Origin of the sequence: Saccharopolyspora antiqui (assembly GCF_052246905.1) — a bacterium.
In the GTDB taxonomy this organism is placed as follows: domain Bacteria; phylum Actinomycetota; class Actinomycetes; order Mycobacteriales; family Pseudonocardiaceae; genus Saccharopolyspora.
The window spans coordinates 15376-36840 of the sequence record NZ_JBQQBO010000004.1 but is presented as its reverse complement, the minus strand read 5'-3'; the positions used below and the strand labels follow the sequence as shown (position 1 = coordinate 36840).

At 68.5% G+C, this 21465-nt stretch carries 24 protein-coding genes; 16 read left to right on the top strand and 8 right to left on the bottom strand.

All coding sequences use genetic code 11. From position 1 onward, the window contains the following. Nucleotides 1-97 precede the first annotated feature (97 nt). The 5 genes from ACTWQN_RS09015 (at nucleotide 98) to ACTWQN_RS08995 (ending at nucleotide 3904) form a co-directional block, all read left to right on the top strand. Entirely contained in the window at nucleotides 98-658 is a 561-nt protein-coding gene (locus tag ACTWQN_RS09015; protein ID WP_443202907.1) for a GNAT family N-acetyltransferase, read from the top strand. Nucleotides 659-812: 154 nt separating this feature from the next. Next, entirely contained in the window at nucleotides 813-1259 is a 447-nt protein-coding gene (locus ACTWQN_RS09010) for an Rrf2 family transcriptional regulator (protein ID WP_443202906.1), read from the top strand. Nucleotides 1260-1353: 94 nt separating this feature from the next. Further along, on the top strand, nucleotides 1354-2802 hold the full coding sequence (locus ACTWQN_RS09005) for an MFS transporter (RefSeq protein WP_443202905.1): 1449 nt from the start codon (nucleotides 1354-1356) through the stop codon (nucleotides 2800-2802). A gap of 120 nt (nucleotides 2803-2922) precedes the next feature. Beyond that, nucleotides 2923-3609 (top strand): SDR family NAD(P)-dependent oxidoreductase, encoded by a 687-nt coding sequence (locus tag ACTWQN_RS09000; RefSeq protein WP_443202904.1) that lies wholly within the window; start codon nucleotides 2923-2925, stop codon nucleotides 3607-3609. Nucleotides 3610-3667: 58 nt separating this feature from the next. After that, nucleotides 3668-3904 carry a hypothetical protein gene (locus ACTWQN_RS08995; RefSeq protein ID WP_443202903.1) on the top strand — a complete coding sequence of 79 codons (237 nt, stop codon included), beginning with the start codon at nucleotides 3668-3670 and terminating at the stop codon, nucleotides 3902-3904. A gap of 279 nt (nucleotides 3905-4183) precedes the next feature. On the opposite strand, the gene ACTWQN_RS08990 is transcribed toward ACTWQN_RS08995, so the two are convergent. After that, nucleotides 4184-4654 carry an Lrp/AsnC family transcriptional regulator gene (locus ACTWQN_RS08990; protein WP_443202902.1) on the bottom strand — a complete coding sequence of 157 codons (471 nt, stop codon included), beginning with the start codon at nucleotides 4652-4654 and terminating at the stop codon, nucleotides 4184-4186. 108 nt (nucleotides 4655-4762) lie between these two features. Between ACTWQN_RS08990 and ACTWQN_RS08985 the strand changes: the two genes are divergently transcribed. Together ACTWQN_RS08985 and ACTWQN_RS08980 are read left to right on the top strand one after the other, a co-directional pair. After that, on the top strand, nucleotides 4763-5776 hold the full coding sequence (locus ACTWQN_RS08985) for a DMT family transporter (RefSeq protein WP_443202901.1): 1014 nt from the start codon (nucleotides 4763-4765) through the stop codon (nucleotides 5774-5776). After that, nucleotides 5776-6195 carry a DUF2000 domain-containing protein gene (locus ACTWQN_RS08980; RefSeq protein ID WP_443202900.1) on the top strand — a complete coding sequence of 140 codons (420 nt, stop codon included), beginning with the start codon at nucleotides 5776-5778 and terminating at the stop codon, nucleotides 6193-6195. The genes ACTWQN_RS08985 and ACTWQN_RS08980 overlap by 1 nt, the downstream gene beginning before the upstream one ends. Nucleotides 6196-6385: 190 nt before the next feature. Here the strand turns inward: ACTWQN_RS08980 and ACTWQN_RS08975 are convergent, their stop codons facing one another. After that, on the bottom strand, nucleotides 6386-7015 hold the full coding sequence (locus tag ACTWQN_RS08975; protein ID WP_443202899.1) for a CGNR zinc finger domain-containing protein: 630 nt from the start codon (nucleotides 7013-7015) through the stop codon (nucleotides 6386-6388). 127 nt (nucleotides 7016-7142) lie between these two features. Between ACTWQN_RS08975 and ACTWQN_RS08970 the strand changes: the two genes are divergently transcribed. Together ACTWQN_RS08970 and ACTWQN_RS08965 are read left to right on the top strand one after the other, a co-directional pair. Further along, on the top strand, nucleotides 7143-7832 hold the full coding sequence (locus ACTWQN_RS08970; RefSeq protein WP_443202898.1) for a haloacid dehalogenase type II: 690 nt from the start codon (nucleotides 7143-7145) through the stop codon (nucleotides 7830-7832). Between the two features lie 156 nt (nucleotides 7833-7988). Then, on the top strand, nucleotides 7989-8396 hold the full coding sequence (locus tag ACTWQN_RS08965; RefSeq protein WP_443202897.1) for a RidA family protein: 408 nt from the start codon (nucleotides 7989-7991) through the stop codon (nucleotides 8394-8396). Here the strand turns inward: ACTWQN_RS08965 and ACTWQN_RS08960 are convergent, their stop codons facing one another. Then, nucleotides 8397-9386: a substrate-binding domain-containing protein gene (locus ACTWQN_RS08960; protein WP_443202896.1), complete on the bottom strand. Its 990-nt coding sequence runs from the start codon at nucleotides 9384-9386 to the stop codon at nucleotides 8397-8399. A 206-nt stretch (nucleotides 9387-9592) separates the two neighbouring features. Between ACTWQN_RS08960 and ACTWQN_RS08955 the strand changes: the two genes are divergently transcribed. The 5 genes from ACTWQN_RS08955 (at nucleotide 9593) to ACTWQN_RS08935 (ending at nucleotide 14113) form a co-directional block, all read left to right on the top strand. Continuing rightward, nucleotides 9593-10567 (top strand): NAD(P)/FAD-dependent oxidoreductase, encoded by a 975-nt coding sequence (locus tag ACTWQN_RS08955; RefSeq protein ID WP_443202895.1) that lies wholly within the window; start codon nucleotides 9593-9595, stop codon nucleotides 10565-10567. Between the two features lie 24 nt (nucleotides 10568-10591). Then, nucleotides 10592-10933: a ferredoxin gene (gene fdxA / locus ACTWQN_RS08950; RefSeq protein ID WP_443202894.1), complete on the top strand. Its 342-nt coding sequence runs from the start codon at nucleotides 10592-10594 to the stop codon at nucleotides 10931-10933. 49 nt (nucleotides 10934-10982) lie between these two features. Next, nucleotides 10983-12011 carry a cupin domain-containing protein gene (locus tag ACTWQN_RS08945; protein WP_443202893.1) on the top strand — a complete coding sequence of 343 codons (1029 nt, stop codon included), beginning with the start codon at nucleotides 10983-10985 and terminating at the stop codon, nucleotides 12009-12011. A gap of 99 nt (nucleotides 12012-12110) precedes the next feature. Continuing rightward, a complete protein-coding gene (locus tag ACTWQN_RS08940; RefSeq protein ID WP_443202892.1) occupies nucleotides 12111-13178 on the top strand; it encodes a cupin domain-containing protein in 1068 nt (355 codons plus the stop codon). Nucleotides 13179-13180: 2 nt separating this feature from the next. Further along, complete coding sequence (locus ACTWQN_RS08935; RefSeq protein WP_443202891.1) at nucleotides 13181-14113, top strand: ATP-binding protein; 933 nt, start codon at nucleotides 13181-13183, stop codon at nucleotides 14111-14113. A 44-nt stretch (nucleotides 14114-14157) separates the two neighbouring features. Here ACTWQN_RS08935 and ACTWQN_RS08930 read toward each other — a convergent pair whose 3' ends face one another. Next, on the bottom strand, nucleotides 14158-14460 hold the full coding sequence (locus ACTWQN_RS08930) for a hypothetical protein (RefSeq protein WP_443202890.1): 303 nt from the start codon (nucleotides 14458-14460) through the stop codon (nucleotides 14158-14160). Between the two features lie 178 nt (nucleotides 14461-14638). Here ACTWQN_RS08930 and ACTWQN_RS08925 point away from each other — a divergent pair, with 178 nt between their 5' ends. Next, nucleotides 14639-15454, top strand: coding sequence for a hypothetical protein (locus ACTWQN_RS08925; RefSeq protein ID WP_443202889.1), 816 nt, complete (start codon nucleotides 14639-14641; stop codon nucleotides 15452-15454). Between the two features lie 197 nt (nucleotides 15455-15651). Then, entirely contained in the window at nucleotides 15652-16029 is a 378-nt protein-coding gene (locus tag ACTWQN_RS08920; RefSeq protein ID WP_443202888.1) for a VOC family protein, read from the top strand. Nucleotides 16030-16080: 51 nt separating this feature from the next. On the opposite strand, the gene ACTWQN_RS08915 is transcribed toward ACTWQN_RS08920, so the two are convergent. Genes ACTWQN_RS08915 through ACTWQN_RS08900 form a run of 4 tightly spaced genes read right to left on the bottom strand, consistent with a single transcriptional unit; the run spans nucleotide 16081 to nucleotide 21439 of the window. Beyond that, a complete protein-coding gene (locus tag ACTWQN_RS08915; RefSeq protein WP_443202887.1) occupies nucleotides 16081-17307 on the bottom strand; it encodes an MFS transporter in 1227 nt (408 codons plus the stop codon). Between the two features lie 48 nt (nucleotides 17308-17355). Then, nucleotides 17356-18489, bottom strand: a complete 1134-nt coding sequence (locus tag ACTWQN_RS08910) for an ABC transporter ATP-binding protein (protein WP_443202886.1) — start codon at nucleotides 18487-18489, stop codon at nucleotides 17356-17358. An 18-nt stretch (nucleotides 18490-18507) separates the two neighbouring features. Beyond that, complete coding sequence (locus ACTWQN_RS08905; RefSeq protein ID WP_443202885.1) at nucleotides 18508-20262, bottom strand: ABC transporter permease; 1755 nt, start codon at nucleotides 20260-20262, stop codon at nucleotides 18508-18510. Nucleotides 20263-20308: 46 nt separating this feature from the next. Next, nucleotides 20309-21439, bottom strand: coding sequence for an ABC transporter substrate-binding protein (locus ACTWQN_RS08900; protein WP_443202884.1), 1131 nt, complete (start codon nucleotides 21437-21439; stop codon nucleotides 20309-20311). Nucleotides 21440-21465 lie beyond the last annotated feature (26 nt).

Below are 21465 nucleotides of genomic sequence, written 5' to 3'. Positions count from 1 at the left end.
CCGTCCCGGCGATGGGGCGGCCCTCTCGCGTCCGAATCCGCTTGCGGCGGCGGAAAAGTGGTTGCCGGAACCGACTCCGGGGCAGCACCATCAGCACATGGCCCATCCCGCGGAAGTGATCAAGCTCGACTCGGCGGTGCTGCGTCGCTGGCGCGACGAGGACCTCGCCGAAATGCACCGGGTGGTCATCGAAGCACTGCCGCACCTGCGGCCGTGGATGCCGTGGGCCGCCAGCGGCTACCCGCTGGACGCCGCGGCCGAATTCCTCGACCTGTGCGCCCGCAACTGGCGCAGCGGCGACGCCTACACCTACGCGATCATCGCCGACGGCGCGATCGCGGGCTGCATCTCCCTGGAACGGCGCATCGGGCCCGGCGGTTTGGAGCTCGGGTACTGGCTGCATCCCGACTTCACCGGCCACGGCCTGGTCACCACCAGCGCCGCGGCGCTGGTGGACGAAGCGTTCGTGCTGCCGGGCATCGACCACGTGCAGATCCGGCACGACGCGGCCAACACCGCCAGCCAGGCCGTGCCGCAGCGCCTCGGCTTCACCTGCATCGACCGCCGCAGCACCGCCCGCGAACCGAACACCCCCGGGGACACCGGTGTCGACGTCGTCTGGGAACTGACCCGATCCGAGCGTGCAGCCCAGCGGTGAACCCACGGATTCGTCCACAATGGATCGTCCAGGAGCTGTTGGCCGAACCCGGCGAAGAGCCATGGTCTTTCGGGTGTCGGTTTGACAGGCGATCGAACTGCAACTAGCTTTGTTGCAGTTCGAATGGTCTTGCGGCGGTTGCGAAGGGGGCACGGTGGGTCTCAGCAGCAGGAGCGCGGTCGCGATTCACGCGCTCACGATGTTGGCGCGCTGGGGCGACCGATCGCTGACCTCCGCGGAGATCGCGGAGAGCCTGGCCAGCAATCCGGTTCTGGTCCGGCGCGTCCTCGGTGGCCTGCGGGACGCCGACCTGGTGTGGTCCACGGAGGGACGTGGTGGCGGCTGGTCCCTCGCACGTCCTCCGCGCGAGATCACGCTCTACGACGCCTACACCGCCGTCGAGACGGGGCCGATCCTGTCGCGGCACGCTCATCCGCCGAGCGCCGAGTGCGAGGTCGGACGTCACATCCAGGCCCTGCTTGAGGTGGAGTTCCAGGACGCGGAACGTGCCATGGAAGAACGGCTCGGTCGAACGACCATCGCCCACCTGCTTCGGCAGGTGTTGGCCGCCGAGCGTGAATTCGCGGTGCGCAATCACTAGCTGAGCAATGGCGGAGGTGGACCCTCCGCCTTTCGCTTGCCCTAACTGTAACTACAACGGTGGCAGTAAATGCCATGTGGAGGACTGCGCAGCAATGACACCCACCTCGACCACGACCGAACCACGGGACTCGGGGCTGGCCCTGTTGGCAGTGCTCATGCCAGCCCTGCTCGCCACGGTCATCGCCAGCGACATGGTCAATCTGATGCTGCCCTCGATCGGAGCGCAGTTCGCAGCTTCCGAGGCGGAACTCGCGTGGGTCGTCACCGGCTTCCTGCTGATGTTCTCCGTCGGTATCCCCTTCTACGGCCGCATCTCCGACCGGGTGAGCCTGCGGCGCCTGTTCGGTTTCGCCCTGCTGACCTACGCCGCCGGGAGCCTGATCTGCGCGCTCGCCCCAGACCTCCTCGTGCTCGTGCTCGGGCGGATCGTGATGGGGGGAGGCGCGGCCGCGATACCCGTGCTCGCCATCATCGCCGTCACCAGGTTGATGCCGGTGGACAAGCGGGGGATGGGCATCGGCGTCGTCTCCGCGGCAGCGGGAATCGGTACGGCCGCCGGACCGGCCATGGGCGGCGGGATCGGCCAGCTCCTCGGCTGGCCCGCGCTGTTCTGGCTCATGTTCGTGGTCGCGTTGGTACTGCTGCCCGCCGCGTCGCGCGTGCTACCGGGCGAGCCCCCGGCCGGTGCGGGCCGGTTCGACCTGCCCGGCGGCATCCTGCTGGGCCTGGGCGCCGGGCTTGTTCTCTTCGGCATCACCCAGGCACAGGTCGCTGGCTTCACCGCGCCCTCGTCCTGGGGCAGCCTCGTGGTGGCGGTCCTGGCGATCGCGCTGTTCGGATGGCGCACCGTCCGCGTCGCGCAGCCGTTCGTCCCGCCCGCGCTGTTCACCAACCGGGTCTACCGGTCCGCGGTCGTCGTCGCGTTCCTGGCCATGGCCGTCAACCTCGGCGGCCTGGTGTTCGTTCCACTGCTGGTGGTCGACGTGGGCGGTCTCGCCCCTGGCCAAGGGGCCCTGGTCATGATTCCGGCCGGGGCCGCCGTCGCCGTCCTCTCCCCGTTGATCGGCCGCCTCGCCGACCGCATCGGCACCCGCCCCCTGGTGCTGACCGGCCTCGTAGCCATCGCAGTGTTCGCCCTGTTCCTCTCCACCTTCACCGCAGGCGCATCGGTGATCCCCGCAGGCGTCGGCATTCTCGGACTCAGCGCTGGCTTCATCTTCGTGATGACCCCGATCATCAGCGCAGCCGCCAGCGCGCTACCAGCCGACCAGATCGGCGTCGGCCTCGGAATCCTCCAAGGAGCCCAGTTCCTCGGCGCCGGGACCGGCCCGGCCCTGTTCGGTGTGCTCGTGGCCGCACGGCAGCAAAGCGGCGGCGGCGCCATCAATCCCCTGTACCCCGGACACGAAGGCGCCGCCTACTCCGACGTTTTCCTGGTCATGGCCCTGATCGTCGTCCTCGCCTTGATCGCCGCGTTCCGGATGCGCCCCGCGGCAGCTCCCGCGGCCATGCCATCCCACGACGCGGACAAGGTCCACTAGCGCACCGGTCGCAGAACCACCGAGACGACCGGGGACGGCCAGGACCCGGACGTCGCTCAAGTTTCCGAGTCGGCGTGGCGGAATGTCCTAGCACCGACCGCATTTCCGAGGAGGATCGCGTTGAGGACGATTGTTGTGTCGGGAGGCACCTCGGGTATCGGGGAGGCACTCGCACACACCTACCTCGACCGGGGCGACAAAGTGACCGTCATCGGTCCCGATCCGGCGAAGGGGAAGCGGTTTCTCGACGCGGCGGAGCGGGCAGGTGCGGGCGGCCGAGCCTTCTTCATGCGGGCGGACCTCAGCCTCATCAGCGAAAACCGGCGCGTCATCGGGGAAATCAAAGCGCGGTTCGCGGCAGTGGACGTTCTCGTGCTGTGCGCGCGGTACTTCCGTTCCTATCGCACGGTGACCTCCGAGGGGTTCGAGCACAATTTCGCGCTGTACTACCTGAGTCGGTTCCTGCTCGGATACGGCCTGGTCGACCAGCTGGAGAAGGCCGACGATCCGGTCATCATGAACATCGCGGGCCCCGGGGTGAGCCCGGGGAGCATCCAGTGGGACGACCTCGGGATGGAACACGGCTACGACGGCTGGCTGGCCATGTTCCAGGGCGGGAAGCTCAACGACCTCCTCGGGGCATCGTTCGCGGCCGAACATCGCGGATACCGCACTCGCTACGTGCTGCTGTTCCCCGGCGGAACACGGACCGGTTTCGCGGGCGAGAGGTGGTCGGGCTCTTGGTCGCGAGGCGACCCGCTGGTGCGCGGGTTCGCGTCGCGACCAAGAGCCTTCTTCCACTGCTAGCCGAGGGTGAACTCGACCTCGGGGGTCGCGGTGGGAACGGATCGCCGGGATCATCGTGATGGTGCATCTGTCCGACTCCCTGGACGCGGTCATCGACGACACCCACCAAGGCGTCGTCATGGTCTTCGACGCCGAAACCGGGACACCGCGCAAAATCCTCGATGCCGGATCACTCGCGGCACCGGATGCCGCGACGCTCGCCACAAGCTGGAACTGGCCGACGTCAAGACCGGAGTGCATGTCAACGCCGTCGGCGTCTGTATCCCCGCGCCCCGCGAACTCGCCACCGACCTGATGGCGAAGGCCAGGCTGGTCGACACTGGGGTTTCGGCACTGGGGTTTCGGCCTTCGCGGAGTCTGGCGATCTGCTGATCCTCATTCAGGAAGGGGCGCTCGCCACACCGGATTCGCTCGCCGGACTCGGCCAGGTCCTCCGGGGTTAGGTGATCGGACGTCGTGACGCGATGAGATCACCGTCTGCAAATCGTTCGGTGTGGCGGCGCAGGGCGTGGCTTCCGCGCTGCACGTCACCGCACGGGTGGACGAACAGGACAGCGGGCTCGTCGTCAAGGTGTCATGACTCGTTGTCGGGATCCAGCGGCGTCACCACGGTGCGGCGGAAGTGGTTGAAGATGACCGAGGTCCGGACGTCGACGATCTCCTTGCGCTGGGTCAGCCGGTCAAGGATGAAACCGCTCAGGTGGTCGTTGTCGGCGACCGCGATGTGCAGCAGGAAATCGTCGCTGCCGGACATCACGAACACCGACAGCACCTCGGGAAGGCTCGTCACGAACGCGTGGAACGATTCGATCACCGCGCGGTCGGGCGGGCGCAGCCGCACCGCGACGATCGCCTGCACCGGCCTGCCGATCTTCTTCAGGTCGACGTCGACGTGGTGGCCGCGCACGATCCCGCGCCTGCTCAGTTCCCGCACTCGGTCGAGGCAGGTCGACTGGGCGATGTGCAGGCGACGGGCGAGCTCCTTGTTGGTCTGCTTGGCGTCCTCCTGGAGCATGGCCAGCAGGGCCGTATCAAGTTCGTCCATCGAGGCCTCGCTCTCCTTGGCGGCGAGCAGAATTCGGCGTTCTGCTCGTACTGCCGAATTTAGCACGGCCTTACTCGGGTTCTTTCCGCTCGCTGTTACGGTGAAGCCATGACAATGCGCGTTCGTGCGCGCAGCCAGGGGGAGCACACGTTGTTCATCACGGAGTCCACCGAACTCGCCACGAAGGCACCGGAAACCGGCGCCGCCCGGCGCGGCCTCGGCCTTTCCGTGGCCGCCATCCTGGCCGCCGCGCTGATCTGGAGCAGTTCGTTCGCGGTCACCAAGGTGGCGCTGGCGGAAATCCCGCCGATGACCATCGGCGCTATGCGGTTCGTCCTCGCCGCGGTCATCCTCGGCGTGGTCGTGCACACTGGCCGAGACCGGCGGCGGCTGCCGTCCCCCAGGCAACGGCTGTTCATCGGTTTCGCCGGTCTGCTCGGGATCACGGCGTACTTCGCGCTGGAGAACGTCGGTGTCGACTTGGCCACCGCTTCCGACGCGACGCTGATCGTCGCCTCCTACCCGATCATCACCCTGGTGCTGGAGATTCTGTTCGGCCGCGCCACGTTCTCCCCCGTCCGGCTGATCGGCATGCTGGTGGCCGTCGCCGGTGTCTGGCTGGTCGTGCAGGGGCAGACCGGTGGCGGGGGCGAGCACCATCTGTGGGGCGACCTGATCCTCATCGCGGGCGGCGTCGTCTGGGCGGTCTACAACCTGGTCGCGCAGCGGGACGACTCCGGCGCCTCGCCGATCGTGGTCACCTACTACCAGACACTGGCGGGCGCGGGCGGTTTCGTTCTGCTGTCGCTGACCGAGGTGGACCGCTGGAGCGTCCCAGCCGGGGGAAACCTGCTGCGGATCGGCTTCCTCGCGGCACTCTGCTCGGTCGCGGCTTTCCTGCTGTACAACTACGGCCTCCGCCGCCTCGAACCGAGCGTCGCGGTCAACCTGCTCAACATCGTCCCAGCGGCCGGTCTCGGCTGGGCCGTGCTGCTGGCCGGCGAGACCCTCAATCTCCTGCAGGTGCTCGGCGGCACCATCGTCATCGTCGGCGTCACCCTTGGCATCTACCGAAAATCGAACACCACGAAGAAAACTGCCCTCGCGGCGAAGGACGGGTAATGCCGGAACAAGTCAAGAACAAATGCGCGATCGTGGTCAGCGAGGAGCTGCCCGCGGGCCTCGCGGCCAACGCCGCCAGCGTCCTCTCGGTGACCCTCGGCCACCGAGTCGACGGCCTCGTCGGCGCCGACGTCAAGGACGCCGACGGCGTCGCGCATCCCGGGATCATCTACCTGCCGCTCCCGATCCTGAAGGCCCCGCGCGAAAAAGTCGCCGCCACCGTCCAGGCCGCCGCCGATGACGACGAGATCTTCTTCGTCTCCTTCAGCGCGCTCGCCCAGAGCTGTAAGACCTACGAGGAATACATCGACAAAATGGCGGCCACGGTCACCGCGGACCTCGACAGCGTCGGCGTCGGCCTGCACGGCCCGCAAAAACGAGTCAACCGGCTCATCGGTTCACTCCCCTTGCTGCGCTGACTCGTGAAAGAACGGGCCGTTGAGGCGAACGGCGTGGACGATCGCTTCGAAGCCGGGGGGCGCCTGAGGAACGCGTCACCAGGTCCGGCGGCGTGGGCGCGCGGTGTAACTCGTCGGAGTCAGGGTGCGGAGGTGTTTCGCCAGCGGGCGGTCCGGGTGACGGTGCCCTCGGCGTCGAGTCCCGGTCGCCTCAGGGCTCACCGGTGCGGGCCGCTGCTCGGCGGGCGCGGTGGTTCGCGACGTTGACGCGGTTGCCGCACAGGCCTGGCATGCAGTAGCGGCGCCGTCCGGGGCGGGTGGTGTCGATGAACGCACCGCGGCAGGTCGGGGCTCCGCACGGCCGGAACCGCTGCTCCCCGAGCGTGTGGACCACGCCGAGGACGCCGACGCCGCAAATGACAGCAAGAGCGTCGGTGATGGTGGCGCTGGGCCGCACAGTGATCGCCCAGTGGGTGCGCTCCTGGGCGGCGGGTTCGGCGAGCAACGTGGCTCCGGCGGCGGAAGCGGTGAGCGCGCTCGCGCCAGCGACGAGACGGTCCCGCTCGGGATGATCGATCAGGTCGCGCACGACGACGCGCAGGGCGTGGACGTCCTCAAGGTCCGTCTGTCGAGCTCGGGCCGCGAGCCCGACCAGGGTGTCCCCGGTGTCGTGCTGGTCGCCGAGCGCGTGCGCGGCGGGACTGGGGTGCTCGTTGACGAAGGCGGTCAAGGCGGCGAGGTCAGGCAGGTGCTCGTCGCCTCGCCAGACCTCGGCGGTGGTGTTCACCAGCTCCGTCGCGACACCGGCCGCCCAGACGTAATCGTCAAGAACAACTTGCATACCTTACGACCCCTGACCTAAGTTCTCGGTTAAGTCAGACTTTACCCCTTACCTGGGGTTGTCGGGGCCCATCCTGGGACCCGACAGCGCTGGCCCTTCTGGTCCGTTGATGAGGAGAACCGCTGCCATGCCGCTGCCTGTGATCGAGGCCGTCGTCGTCGACGTCCTGGGAACCCTCGTGGACGAGCCCGCGGGGCTTCGCGCGGGCATCCGCACCATCGCCCCGTCCGTCGACGAGACCGGGCTCGAAGAGCTGTTGGGCCTGTGGCAGCGGCACATCGAGCAGGAGCAGCAGCGGATTCTGCGTGGTGACCGGGCGTTCGCCTCAAGCGAAGTCCTCGACCGCGAAGCTGCCGAGCTCGTCGCGGTCCGCGCCGGGGTCAGCGACCCCGCGGTGCTCTCGGAGCTCGCCGCCGCCGGGCAACGCCTCGCGCCCTGGCCGGACGCGGTGCGCGGTCTGGCCCGCCTGGCCGAGCGCTTCCCGCTGATCGGGCTGTCCAACGCCAGCCGGTCCGCGTTGCTGCGGCTGGGCGCGCACGCCGGGCTGCGCTGGCATCAGGCCCTGTCGGCCGAATCCGCCGGGGCCTACAAGCCTGCCGCCGAGGTCTATCGCCTCGCCGTCGAGCTCACCGCTCGGCCGCCCGAACGCCTGCTCATGGTCGCCGCGCACGCATGGGACCTGCGTGGAGCCCGCGAGATCGGGATGCGCACCGCCTATGTCGCTCGCCCCGTCGGTGATCCTCCGGCCCCTGGCGAACGCTTCGACCTCCACGCCGATGGCCTCGACGACCTCGCCGACCAACTTGCCGCCGTCTGAACGTTCCGCGCGTTCCCGCCATGATCGACCACGACCACCTCAAGCCCTGGATCGAACAGCCCTGACTACGCCAAGCGCGGAGTGCTCGTCGATCGTTGCTGGCCGCGAAAGCGTTGCGCAGCAACGCCGGAGAAGGCCAGCGCTAGGCTGGTGATCATGTCGAAACCGGTCCGCCTGATCCGCAGCGGCAGCCTGTCCGATGTGGCCGAATACGCCTACGGCGCGGTGGTGCGCCCGGACGCTCACCTGGTGTTCGCCGCCGGTGCCTGCCCCCTCGACGACACCGGCGCGACCGTGGCGATCGGCGACTACGCCGCCCAAGCACACCAGATGATGCGCAACCTCGACACCGCACTCCGCGAAGCCGGGGCACGACTGTCCGATGTGGTCAAAACGACCGTCTACGTCGCCACCACGCGGCAGGCCGACCTGGTGACGACCTGGGAGGCGGTGCGCGACCGCTTCGGCGATCACGACCCGCCCAGCACCCTGCTGGGCGTCACCGTCCTCGGCTACGCCGGCCAGCTCGTCGAGATCGACGCGCTGGCCGCGCTGCACCCCTGATCAGACGACGACCTCGGTCGTGACGCCCGGCGGGAAGATCTCGGCGGGACTGGCCAGCCGATGCGCGATGCCCTGCTGGGCGGAGTAGGTCAGCAACTGCTCCCAGGTCGCCATGTTCTCCTTGACGCCGTAGGGGAACGGATCGCCGTCGAAGAAGTCCCGCATCTCCCGCGCGTAGTTCGCCAGCCACGGCAGCGGATAACGCGACACCGCCGGGTCCAGCAGCCGTTCGACGCTGCGGCGCTTGGATTCCTGGAAGGCGTTGTAGAGGTTGCGGGCCACCCACGGATGCGCATCGAGCACCCGCCGCTGCACGGCGATGATGTGCATGATCGGCCACACCCCGCACCGCCGGTAGTACTCCCGCTCCATGTCCACGAAGTCCGGGAACAGCCGAACCACATCGGGATGGCCGTCGAGGAAGCACGTCGGCGGCCGGGCGATGATCGCGCAGTCGATGTCACCGGCGGCGAGCAGATCCGACAGCGACCGGTCGGCCACCCGGGTCAGCCGCACCCCTTCGGGCAGCGTGAGCTCGACCTTCTCCACCCGACCCGGCGCGTTGGCACCGGCCTGGTACCACTCGATCTCGTCGAGCTTCACGCCCTTCTCGTTGTGCAGCCAGCCGCGCATGTACACCGCCGCCGAGTGCGCCCACTCCGGCGAGCCGACCTTCTTGCCCCGCAGGTCCTCCACCGTGCGGATGCCGCTGTTGCGGTTGACGTAGAAGGAACCGAAGCGGAACAGCCGGGAGCAGATCACCGGCAACCCGATGATGTCCGGGTTCTCCCGGGTGACCTGGGCGCTGAACTTCGCGAACGACAGCTCGCTGACGTCCCACTCCCGGTTCGCGGTGAACCGGGCGAAGATCTCGTGGTGGCTGAGCACCGACCAGGTGTGCTCGATGCCCTGCGCCTTGACCTGCCCGGTGCGGAAATCCCGGAAGTGGTCGTAGTCCGTGGTCGCGATGCTGAGATGGATATCGCTCACGCGCTACTCCTCGCCGACAGAAATGGTCTGACAGTTAGTCCTATCGGCAGCGTACTCGGCTACCCGGTTGCGCGGAAACGGCGGCGATTCACCGGCGACAGACGACGTCCCCGAATGTCGCCCGACGCGGCGGGTATCGCCGCCGTGGACTCTTGTTCACCAACCCCCATATGGTGATATGGTTAGTCCATTGAACGGAGGCGTGGATGCTCAACGTCGATCTGCTCATCGTGGGCGCGGGGCCAGTCGGGCTCTACGCCGCCTACTACGCCGGATTTCGCGGACTGGAAGTGGCCGTCGTCGACTCCCTTCCCGATCCCGGCGGGCAAATCACGGCCCTGTACCCGGAGAAGTCGATCTACGATGTCGCGGGACTGCCCGCGGTTCGCGGACGCGACCTGGTCGAAGGACTGCTCACCCAGGCGGACCAGTTCAAACCGCACTACCGGCTCGGGCGGGGCGCGACCGAACTCGCCCGCGAGCCCGATGGCTGGACCGTGACCACCGATGGCGGCGAACAGATCCGCACCAAGGCGATCGTCATCGCGGGCGGCATCGGAACCTTCACCCCCCGACCGCTGCCCGCGGGCGAGGACTACCTCGACCGCGGCCTGACCTACTTCGTGCCCAACCCCGCCGAATACACCGATCGCGAGGTCGTGGTCGTCGGCGGCGGCGACAGCGCCGTGGACTGGGCCAACCTGCTGGTACCGATCGCGCGCAAAGTGGTGCTGGTGCACCGCCGCGACGCCTTCCGCGCGCACGCCGCGTCCGTCACCGCGCTGCGCGCCTCAACCGTCGAACTGCGCACCCCCTGCGTCGTCGACGAACTCTTCGGCAACGGCAGCGTGGAAGGCGTGCGCCTGCGCGAACTCACCAGCAAGACCACGAGCGAGCTGCGCTGCGACGCCGTGATCGCGGCCTTGGGCTTCACCGCGGACCTCGGTCCGCTGGAATCATGGGGCATCCACATCGAAGACCGCCACGTGCTCGTCGACTCCCGGATGGCCACGAACCTCCCCGGCATCTTCGCCGCCGGTGACATCACCGAATACGACGGCAAAGTCCGGCTGATCGCGGTCGGCTTCGGCGAGGCGGCGACCGCCGTCAACAACGCCGCCGTGCTCATCGACCCCTCCACCACACTGTTTCCCGGTCACTCCACCGACTCCGCGGCGTGACCCGCCCGACGATCGAGGTCCTCGATGCCCTACTTCATCACCTCAGCCTGCCTGGACGTCAAAGACATGTCGTGCGTGGAGGAATGTCCGGTCGACTGCATCTACGAGGGTGACCGCAAGCTCTACATCAACCCGAAGGAATGCATCGACTGCGGTGCCTGCCAACCCGTCTGCCCGGTGTCGGCCATCCAGCTGGACAGATCCGCCGACGCGGAACTCGACGACTGGAAGACCGACAACGCCCGCTTCTTCACCGAAGCACTCCCCGGCAAGGACGCCCCGCTGGGCAACCCGGGTGGGGCGCGCAAAGTGGGACGCATCGGCGTCGACACCGAACTCGCCGTCGCCACCACCGCGGCAGGCTGACCCGCACGTTCCGAACCCGTCAGTGGACAAATCCGATGCAGGAGGACCCATGGGAAAGAAAGGACGCGTCTTCGTACGCGGCTTGACCTCGGAAACCTACGGCCTGGGCCAATTCCGCCAAGAGCAGCTGGCCGTCGAGCGAGTCCGTGACGACACCGTCGTCGTCGACGACGCGAAAGTCGCGCACTCCGGGGACAGCAGCCAGTCCCGCACCTGGTGGCGGATCGGGCCCGGCGACGAGGACTTCCTGACCCAGACCATCCAGGTGCACTTCGTCGAACTGCCCGCGCAGTCGAGCAACCACGGGCACGGCCACCAGAACGAGGCCGCCTTCTACATCCTCGAAGGCCGCGGCTACGAGATCCACGACGACCAGCGCTACGACTGGGCCAAGGACGACCTGGTGTTCGTGCACACCGACTCGGTGCACCGGCACTTCAACCCCTACGACGAAAAAGCGCTCGCCCTGGTGGTCAAGGCCAAGTGCACCTGGATGTTCATGGGCCTGATCCAGCAGGGCCGCTCCGGCCCGGTCGAGCGGGAGCCCGAATTCGGCCCGCGCGAGGACTGGTCGCGGATCTGGACCCCAGGCGTGCTCGACCGCAAGAAGGTCATCAGCCCCAGCGACACGACCTGGGAGAACACCCCACTGGGCAACGTCCGGGTGCTCTCCTCGCCGCAGCGGACCGACGCGCGCATCTTCAGCATCGACGCCTTCGAACTCGACATCCCCGCCGGCACCCACTCCGGCAAGTACTGGAAGATGGCCGACGAGGTGCTCTACGTCATCGACGGCGGCGGCTACGCGCTGCAATGGGAAGTCGAGGCGGAGATCGCGGAGAAGTACTACGCCCGCATCGCCCGCGAGCCCAAGCGCTACGAGATCAAGAAGGGCGACACCCTCTACGTGCCGCAGAACCACGTGTGCCAGATCTTCGCCCACGACGGCACACCGCTGCGGCTGCTCTCGGCGCAGAACCGCGTGTTCAAGCACCTCGGCTACGACACCGTGCACTACTTCGAGCCCGCTTCGACGTTCGCGGGCGAGACGGAGATCGCCGCGGTCTCCGCACGCTGATCCACCCGCATCTCGGCCGGATGCGGAAAACCTCCGCATCCGGCTGAGATGGGCGCAAACCCGCCCCGTCCTGACTGCTCCGACTCGTTTGGGGAACGCATGTCCACGCGTACCAAAACCGAGGTTTCGCACTACCACGTCCAAAAACGCCGCCGAGCCCAGTTCATCGAGGACTGGCGCAAGAACCACCTGACCGTCGTGCACGGCACCGACGTCGTGCTGCACCAGACCGCCCGCGGCCTGCGCACCGGCGTGTTCACCGGCGCCGACGGCGACCGGCCGACCCGCTCGATGGACGCGCTGGTGCACGAGATCGACCCCGGCGTCACCACCACGGTGCACCGCCACTCCTGGGACGCCATGATCTTCTGCGTCGCGGGCCACGGCTGGTTCGAGATCGACGGGCAACGCATCGACTGGGGCCCCGGCGACTCCGTGCACCTCCCGGCCTGGGCGTGGCACCGCAGCGGCAACGACGGCACCACCACCGCGCGCTACCTGAGCTTCTCCAGCCAGCCCATGCTGGAGACGATGGGCATGGCCGTCCTCGAAGACGCCGGAGACACCCCCGTCGCCGAACTGCCCGGACGCCCGCCCTACTCGCCCGGCATCGACGGCGACGACCCCTACGCACGCCGCCTGCGCCGCCTCGCGCACGATCAGCAGGCGCGCCGCTCCGGGCGCCTGCACACCAGCTGGGACGACCTCGAACTGGTCAACACCCCGCGCGGAACCCGCACGACCTTCCTGCTCGACCGCGCCATCGGCTACCAGGCCTCGGGCATCACCATGGCGATGTTCGAGATCGCACCGGGTCGCGGCCAGTCGATGCACCGCCACCCCGGCGAGGCGTGGCTGTACGTCGTCGAAGGCCAGGGGCACAGCTACCTCGGCGCCGAGCCCGAAGGCGGCGAGAACCACCCCTGGCGCAAGGGCGACATCATCGTCGTCGACCACTACCTGTGGCACCAGCACATCAACGACGATCCCGAGAACACCGCCAAGGTGGTGCGCATCCACATGTTCGACTCCCTCCTGGAGACGATGCGCGCGCTGTGCGACCCGCTGGTGCTCTTCGAAGAACCGCCCGAGCACATCCGCGACGCCCAGGCCGGGGATCCGACCACAGTGGACTGGCCCGAGTTGCGCCGACCCACCTGGCCCTGACCATGACGCCACGACTGCCCCAGGGAGTCCTCGGCCTGCACGCCCTGCCAGCCGACCACCACGAGGGCCCCTGGGACTCCATCTTCGTGCCCGGCGACCTGAAGGACCGGCTGCTGCGGCACTGCGTGCTCGTCCTGCGCCACGGTCGCCGACTGGCCCAGCTGGCGGGGCCACCGCACGGGCTGGTGCTGCTCGCCGGACCGCCCGGCACCGGCAAGTCGACGCTCGCGCAGGGCCTTGCCCAACGAGCCGCCCTCGCCGTATCCGACCTCGGTGCGACCACGTTCGTCGAGATCGACCCGCACGCCTTCCCCAGCGACATGCTCGGCGAGAGCCAACGCGCGGTCAGCAGGCTCTTCCACGAGACGCTGCCGGAACTCGCCGCCCGCCGCCCGCACCTGATCGTCCTGGTGGACGAGGTGGAGGCCCTCGCGGTCAAGCGCAGCACCGCCTCGTTCGAGACCAACCCCGTCGACGTGCACCGCGCCACCGACGCCGTGCTGGCCGGAGTCGACGCCCTGCGCAGCTCCTGCCCGCGCACCATCGTGGTGACCACCACGAACTTCCCGGCCGCCGTCGACGACGCGCTGCTGTCCCGGACCGACTTCGTGGCCCACCTCGATCTGCCCGACGACCGCACGGTCCGCCGCATCATCGAGCACTCGCTGGCCGAGATCACCGCCGTGTGGCCCGCTGCCTCGGCCGCGCGCACCGACATCGCCGCCATCGACGAAGCCGCTGGCCTGCTGCGCGGCTTCGACGGGCGGCAGATCCGCAAAGCGGTGCTGGCCGCGCTGATCGCCAGGGACGAAGTCGCCGTCGACCCCGGCCAGTTGACCGGACAGGACATCGTCACCGCCGCCCGAACCGTAGCCACCCGAAACAGCCCGAACAACACAGCCGCCACCGGCCTGCCAGACCACGCCACCGTCTAACCGCAGCAAGCGGCAGGGCAAGATCACGTGATCATCAGTGGTCTCTAGGGCCGGTTCCCGGAGAGGAGGGAGTGGGCGACGGCGCGGCCTGACGCGCCGCTCACGCCCGGACCCGGCCAGGTCGCCGCCCCAATCAGATAGAGCCCCGGTACGGCGGTGGCGTATCCGCCGCGATGCGCCGCTATCGGGCGCTGGGTGAAGCCCTGCGACAGGGCGTTGTGGCCAGCGTTGCTGTCGCCCGGGCCAGCGTTGGGGTTGTCCGCCGCGATGTCCGCGGGGCTGAGCAGATGGCGGGCCAGGATCATGTCCTCCAGCCCGGCTACATGCTGGGCCGCTTCCGCGATCACACGGTCGGCGAATCGCTCGGTTACCTCGTGCGTCCAGCTTCCCCCGGCGACGACGCCGCCGACCGGCGTCCCCCACGGGGTGCAACGGCACGTCGAAGATCTGGAGGCGGACGACGGCCGAGCCAGCCGGCGCCCGTCCGGGGTCGACCGCGCTGGGCTGGTGCCAGGAGATGGTGGGGTGGGCGGGCAGCAGACCGTCATCGGCCTCGCGGATGGACGCGACCAGTTCCGCGATGCCACGGGTGATGTTGATCAAGCCGGTGTCGAGGCGGGGATCGTAGAAGTGCGGCTTGCCGGACAAGGCCAGATTGATCTGGAAGCAGCCACGCCGGTAGCGGTAACGCGCCGCCTGGCTGCGCACGCCTGCCGGAATGCCGGGGGCGTCGCGCAGCAGCCAGCCGTACAGCTGGCCAGGAGCGGTCGTGGCGACGACCGCCTGGGCAGCGGTGTACACCGCGCCGTCCGTGGTACGCACTCCGGTGGCACGTCCTTCGCCGACCAGGATCTCGTCCACCTCGACTTCGGTCACCACCACCCCGCCATGCCGTTCGACGAGCGCGGTGAGCGCGGCGGACAGGCGGCCGCTACCGCCCTCGGGCGCTGGACTGCCCGAGGGCAGCATGGCGACGAACACCGAGGCCCACAGCGCGCCTGCGGCGTCGTGCGGCCCCACCCCTGCATGCGAAGCCCACGGAAGCAACGCCGAGCGCAGCTCCTCGGCGTGGAACCGGTCGGTGATCAGGTCGAACGCGTTGCCTGTGACGAGCCCCTGGAAGGGCAACGCGCTCGTGGTGTCCGTGCGCAACTCAGCCAGCAACGCGGTCGCCTCGGGTGTGGTCAGGTCCATGCCCAGCAGGGGGAAGAGCGAACCGAGATGAGGAGCGAGATCGGCAAGCAGCCCGTTCCATGCCTCGTGTTCGCCCAAGCGCTCCAGTTCCTCAGCCAGTTCGTCGGGATCGGTGGAGATGGCAACGCCGCGGCCCCCAGGCAGTGACGTCCCGGTGGACACCGCGCCTTGCACGTAGCGCAGGCCCAGTCGATGCGCCAGTAGCCGTTTCACGTCGGATCGGGTACCCGCGGCAACGGCATGATCGCCGGGGTACACATCGCCGCAGGCCAGATGGCAAAACATTGTCTGCTGCGCCATTGCTACCGGGACGCCTTGTCAGAGGCCGTGGCTATCCTCCCGGCATGTTTGACCACATCGGTGTTCCCGTGACCGACGTCAAGGCGTCGCTTGACTTCTACCTGCATACCTTCGCCCCGATCGGCATCCACGAGGCGGTGCGGTTCCCGCACGGCGACAGCCTGGTCGTCGGCCTGTCCGGCGCTGACGGCACGCCGAGCTTCTGGCTCAGTCCCGCCACCGGCACCGAAACCCGGGAACTGCATCTGGCTTTCCGCGCCGCCGACCGCCAGGCCGTTGACGCGGTCCACCAGGCCGCCGTGCGGGCGGGTGTCGAGGTGCTGCACGCTCCGCGCGAGTGGCCGGAGTACCACCCGGGCTACTACGGGGTGTTCCTGCGCGATCTCGACGGTCACAACGTCGAGGCCGTGCACCACGGGTGACCAGCCTGAAACGTCGACGGCGAAGTCAACATCTGTTGCAGCGGAACCCGCTCAGACCTTCGTCGTGTCCGATTGGACGACGCTGTAGCCGCGCACCACCGGTCTGGTCGATGCGGCCACCGCGGCCAGCACGGGCACCAGACCACCGGCGGTGAGCGCACCCACCGGGCCGAGCACACCGGCGGCGGCGCCGATCACGGTGTCACCGAGCGCGGGCCCACCGCGCGAGGCCATCTGGTAGATCGCCGACACCCGGCCGCGCAGCCCGTCAGGCGTCTCGACCTGGACCGCGGCGTGGCGGATGGTCGTCGCGAGCGCGTCGGCCACCCCCAGCAGTCCGGCCAGCACCAGCGCCACCCCGAACGCGGTGGCCTGCGCGAGGCCCACCACGATCAATCCGTAGGCGGCCGTGGAGATCAGCACGATCACCCCGGAGCGCTGCGAGCGCACCAGCCGGAACACCAGCACCGAACCGATCAGCGCACCCGCCGACGGAGCCGCGGACAGCAGCCCGTAGCCGGTGGGACCGGCGTGCAGGACGTCGAGGGCGAAGGCGGGCAGCAGCACCCGGTAGGCCCCGAAAACCGTTGCCGCGAGGTCCAATCCCATCAACTGCCAGATCAACGGGCGCCCGCGGACGTAGGCCGCGCCCTCCCGGAGGCTGGCCAGGATCGGCGCGTGCGGCTTGTCCGGGATCAGCGGCGGGATCTTGATCATCGCGAGCATGACCACCATCGCCGCGTAGGTGACCGCGTCGAAGACGTACACCGCGCCCGGCCCCCAGACGGCGATGAGGACACCGGCCAGCGCGGGGCCGACCAGCACCGCCAACTCCCGCGACGGGTTGAGCAGCGCGAAGGCGTCGACGAGCCGGTCGCGCGGCACCAGCGCCGGGATCAGGGCCTGCCGAGCGGGCTGGTCGAAGGTCGCCGCCGCGGTCGCCAGCAGTGCCGAGGTCGCGACCATCCAGGTCGTCGCGACCCCGGCGAAGGTGACCGCCGCCAGCGCCGCCGAGACCACCAGCGCGATGCCTTGCGTCCACTGCAGCAGGCGGCGGCGGTCCAACCGGTCGGCGAGCACGCCGCCCAGCGGGGAGAGCACCAGCAGCGCCACCGCCTGCGCGAGACCGACCATCCCGACCTGCACCGTGGAACGGGTGAGCTCGTAGACCTGGTAGAGGTTGGCCGCGACAGCCCCGCGGGTGCCGATCTGGCTGAGCACGACACCACCCCAGTAGAGGTTGAAGTCGCGGTTGCGCAGCACGACGGGAAACCCCACCGAACCTCCTCTTGATGCCTGTCCTCGGACGAGAAAAGGGACAGGTGCTCAGCTCAGCGGCACCAGGATGACCTTGGCGGGGTCCACCCACAGGTGCACCCGGCTGCCCGGCTCGATCGACTGCGTCGGGTTGGAGCGGGTGCGGATCTCCAACTTGCCGACGCCGACGACGTGGTCCACCGCATCGCCCATGAACGCGCGGGTGAGCACCTGACCGGACCAGGCGTTCACCGTGGACTCGGCGGGGGTCAGCGAGACGTCGATGCTCTCCGGCCGCAGCGACAGCAGCGCGTCCTCCCCCACCGCGGGCGGTGGGGTCTCGCCGCGCTTGCTCACCAACTGGCCTTCGACGGTGTCGACGACCACCTCATCGGCGTCGACCGAGGCGACCACGCCCTGGACGAAGTTGGAGGTGCCGATGAACTCGGCGACGAACTTCGACGCCGGGTTGGTGTACACCGCGCGCGGTTTGCCGATCTGCTCGATGTTGCCGCCGCTCATCACCGCGATCCGGCTGGACATCACCAGCGCCTCGGACTGGTCGTGGGTGACGTAGATGGCGGTGAGCCCCAGCTCGCGCTGCAGGCGCTTGAGCTCGAAGCGCATGTTCTCCCGCAGCTTGGCGTCCAAATTGGACAGCGGCTCGTCGAGCAGCATCAGGTCGGGCTGGATCACCAGGGCGCGCGCCAGCGCCAGGCGCTGCTGCTGGCCGCCGGAGAGCTTCGTGGCTGGGCGGGCGGCGTACTCCGACAGCTCGGTGACCTCCAGGACCCGTTCGACGCGTTCGCTGATCTCCTGCCGCTTGGGGCGGCGGCTGCGCGGCAGCACGTCCAGCGGGAAGGACACGTTCTTGAACACGCTCATGTGCGGCCAGATCGCGTAGGACTGGAACACCATGCCCAGCTCGCGGCGGTTGGCCGCCACGTTGACGCCCGCGCCCGCGTCGAAGAGCACCCGGTCGGCCAGCGTGATCCGCCCGCTGTCGGGGCGTTCGAGTCCGGCGATGGAGCGCAACGTGGTCGTCTTGCCGCACCCTGACGGTCCCAGCAGGGTGAACAGTTCGCCTTCCTGCACGTCGAAGCTCGCACCGCCCACGGCGTAGACGCGTTTGCGCGCGGTGGCGCGCTTGCGCGCGGTGCCGGTGTTGCCGTAACTCTTCACGAGGTTGTCCACGATCAACATATCTGTTCCTCCGGATGGCTAGCGGTCGTCGTCCGACTGCAGCCCGACACGAGCACCGAGGCGGTGGGCGACGAAGACCAGCACGAGCAGAATCGCCACCATGCACACGCCGATCGCGGCGAGCGTGGTGAACTGGCCGTTCTCGTACTGCTCCCAGATGAGCACCGAGAGCACTTCATTTCCCGGGCTGTACAACAGGATCGTGCTGGAGAGCTCCCGGAAGGACACCACGAGGATGTAGACCCAGCCGGCGATGATGCCGCTGCTGGCCAACGGCACGAGCACCCGGCGGAAGGTCTGCGTCCACGACGCGCCGAAGACCTGCGCGGACTCCTCCAACTCCTGCGACATCTGCGTCATCGCCGCGGACGAGTAGCGCATGCCGTAGGGCAGGTAGCGGGTGCAGTAGGAGATCAGCAGGATCAGCAGCGTGCCGTAGATCGGCAGCGGCACCCGCAGGTACACGAACGACAGCGCGAGCCCGAGGACCAGTCCGGGGATGACGATCGGGGTGAACGCCAGCACGTCCAGGACCCGGCGGCCGGGCAGCTTGGTGCGCACCACCACCCACGACACGATCGCCGACAGCAGCATCACCACGGTCGCCGCCCCGATGCCCAGCACCAGCGAATTCCGCAGCGCGGTACCCGCCAGCGGCATGTTGAACACCGCTGCGTAGTTGTCCAGCGTCATCGTCCGCAGCGCCTGCATCGACGGGCCCGCGTAGAACTTCAGCAGCGAGGCGTACACCAGCACCGCCACCGGCAGCACCGCCGTGATCAGGAAGTACAGCAGCACGCCCGTACCCACCCAGGGCCGAGCCCGCCCGAGGTGCACCGGCTGCGGGCGAAAAGCCTTGCCGGTGACGGTCTGGAAGCCGCGCGCATGGCGTTGCAGCCACCCGGCGAAGAGCACCCCGGCCGCCGCGATCGCCAGCAGACCCACCGCGTAGGCCCCGGCGGCGCCGTAGTCGATCGGATAGGCGCGCAGCACGAAGTAGATCCGGCTGGTGAACACGTAGATGCCGTTTTGCAGGCCGAGCAGGCCAGGCACCTCGAAGCTCTCCAGCGACTGCACGAACATCAGCAGCGCCGAGGAGATCAGCGCGGGCCGCAGCAGCGGAACGGTGATCCGCCGCAGGATCGTCAGCCGAGAGGCCCCCGACATCGCCGCGGATTCCTCAAGCGACGGGTCCATCGCCCGGAAAGCCGCCACCATCAGCAGGAACGCCACCGGCGCCAGGTGCAGGCCCTGGACCCAGATCATGCCCCACACGCTGAAGACGTTGACCGGGCTGCTGCCGAACAGCGGCTGGAAGAACAGCGTGTTGACCAATCCGATGGCGGGGTCGCCCAAGAAGATCCACGCCGCCGCGTACAGGATCCCCGGCACGATCAGCGGAATCAGCGAGGCGGCGAACAGCAGGCCCTTGAACGGCACGTCGGTGCGGACCTGCACGTAGGCCAGCACGGTACCGGCCACCAGTGCCAGCAGCGCCGAACCCAGCGCGAACCCCAGCGAGTTCAGCAGCATCTGCCCGGACTGGGAGTTGCCGCCGTAGGCGCGGGCGAAAGCGCTGAACGTCAGACCCGAGTTGCCGGTGAACGTGTCGTGCAGCAGGTAGGCCAGCGGGACGACCGCGAGGAAGGCGACGACCACCATCGCGCCGCCGACGATGAGCACTTGCGGGGTCATGAACCGGCGTAACCGGGAAGACGAATCGGCCACACCGGAACGGCTCGTGACCGGTGTCGGGGGACTCGTTGCGGTCATGCGTCACCTCATCTGGGAGCGGTTGGCGGGAAATGGGGCTGTCGCGTCAGTTCGGCACCTGCTCGACTCCGCGCAACTGCTCGTCGTACCTCTTGTCCCAATCGGCGCCCTCCTTGGTCAGGCCCGCGACGTCGAAGGGAACGAGGTTGATGCCCTTGAAGCTGTCGTCGCCGGGCACGTCGGTCGACGGCGTCAGGTGCAGGTCCACCAACACCTGCTGGCCCTCGCTGAGCATCCAGTCGTAGAACAACCAGGCCGCCGCGGGATGCTGGGCGCCGCGCAACATGCCGACCCCGTTGGGCCGCGCGAAAGCGGGGATCGGGTTCGTGCCATCGGCGAGGCGGTAGGCGACCGGTGCCCCGTTCACCCTGGCCCGCTCGGTGATGTAGGTGTAGTTCATCGCGTCCATCGGGGTCTGGCCCGCGCCGAGGAGCTCCATCATCGTGGTGTGCCCCTTGGCGGCCTTGGCGTTGCTGACGATGCCGCGCCAGAGGGTGTCGACCTCCTGCTGGGACTTGCCGTGATCGAGCCAGTACTTGGTGACGTTCTCGTACCAGTCGCTGTCGGAGACCTCCAGCGTGAGCTTGCCGCGGTACTTCGGATCGGCGAGCTCTTCCCAGCTGCGCGGTTCCTCGCCGGGGCGAATCAGGTTGGTGTTCCAGGCGGGCAGGAAGACGTTGAACCGGCTGGCGGTCCAGTGGTCGAACTTGCCGGTGTCCTTGACCCTGTCGAGGGCGGGCCCGGTGTAGTCGGCCAGCATGCCTTCCTGCGAGAGCACGGCCATCTCGGCGAAGTTCGTCTCGACCGCGTCGGCGCCGAGCCGGTTCGCGCCGCCTTCCTGCAGGATTCGCTGCAGGACCGTTTCGGAGTTGCCGCGGAACACCGTGACCTGGATGCCGAACTGCTGCTGGAACTTCTCGCGCACCACGTCCGCGACGTCCTGGGTCATCGAGGAGTAGATCGCCAGGGAACCTTCAGCCTTGGCCAGTTCCTCCGCCTTGGCCCGCTGCTGGTCCCGCGGCAGGGCGGCGATCTCCGCGTAGACCTTCTCCGCTTCCGAGTTGCCGCTGCCCGCCCCGGCGATCTGCCCGGAGTCGGCGACACCCCCACCGCAAGCTGCTACTAACAGCGCCATGACGCCGGTGACGGCGATCATGCCGAACGATCGAGTCCGCATTGACTGGTTCCCTTCGGTCTTGGAGT

Coding starts and splice junctions, on each gene's coding strand:
- ACTWQN_RS08920 (WP_443202888.1), top strand. CDS start 15,652: ATGTTTGACCACATCGGTGTTCCCGTGACCGACGTCAAGGCGTCGCTT.
- ACTWQN_RS08980 (WP_443202900.1), top strand. CDS start 5,776: ATGCCGGAACAAGTCAAGAACAAATGCGCGATCGTGGTCAGCGAGGAG.
- ACTWQN_RS08905 (WP_443202885.1), bottom strand. CDS start 20,262: ATGACCGCAACGAGTCCCCCGACACCGGTCACGAGCCGTTCCGGTGTG.
- ACTWQN_RS08985 (WP_443202901.1), top strand. CDS start 4,763: ATGACAATGCGCGTTCGTGCGCGCAGCCAGGGGGAGCACACGTTGTTC.
- ACTWQN_RS08945 (WP_443202893.1), top strand. CDS start 10,983: ATGGGAAAGAAAGGACGCGTCTTCGTACGCGGCTTGACCTCGGAAACC.
- ACTWQN_RS09015 (WP_443202907.1), top strand. CDS start 98: ATGGCCCATCCCGCGGAAGTGATCAAGCTCGACTCGGCGGTGCTGCGT.
- ACTWQN_RS08910 (WP_443202886.1), bottom strand. CDS start 18,489: ATGTTGATCGTGGACAACCTCGTGAAGAGTTACGGCAACACCGGCACC.
- ACTWQN_RS08900 (WP_443202884.1), bottom strand. CDS start 21,439: ATGCGGACTCGATCGTTCGGCATGATCGCCGTCACCGGCGTCATGGCG.
- ACTWQN_RS09005 (WP_443202905.1), top strand. CDS start 1,354: ATGACACCCACCTCGACCACGACCGAACCACGGGACTCGGGGCTGGCC.
- ACTWQN_RS08995 (WP_443202903.1), top strand. CDS start 3,668: ATGGTGCATCTGTCCGACTCCCTGGACGCGGTCATCGACGACACCCAC.
- ACTWQN_RS08935 (WP_443202891.1), top strand. CDS start 13,181: ATGACGCCACGACTGCCCCAGGGAGTCCTCGGCCTGCACGCCCTGCCA.
- ACTWQN_RS08955 (WP_443202895.1), top strand. CDS start 9,593: ATGCTCAACGTCGATCTGCTCATCGTGGGCGCGGGGCCAGTCGGGCTC.
- ACTWQN_RS08940 (WP_443202892.1), top strand. CDS start 12,111: ATGTCCACGCGTACCAAAACCGAGGTTTCGCACTACCACGTCCAAAAA.
- ACTWQN_RS08975 (WP_443202899.1), bottom strand. CDS start 7,015: ATGCAAGTTGTTCTTGACGATTACGTCTGGGCGGCCGGTGTCGCGACG.
- ACTWQN_RS08990 (WP_443202902.1), bottom strand. CDS start 4,654: ATGGACGAACTTGATACGGCCCTGCTGGCCATGCTCCAGGAGGACGCC.
- ACTWQN_RS08965 (WP_443202897.1), top strand. CDS start 7,989: ATGTCGAAACCGGTCCGCCTGATCCGCAGCGGCAGCCTGTCCGATGTG.
- ACTWQN_RS08970 (WP_443202898.1), top strand. CDS start 7,143: ATGCCGCTGCCTGTGATCGAGGCCGTCGTCGTCGACGTCCTGGGAACC.
- fdxA (WP_443202894.1), top strand. CDS start 10,592: ATGCCCTACTTCATCACCTCAGCCTGCCTGGACGTCAAAGACATGTCG.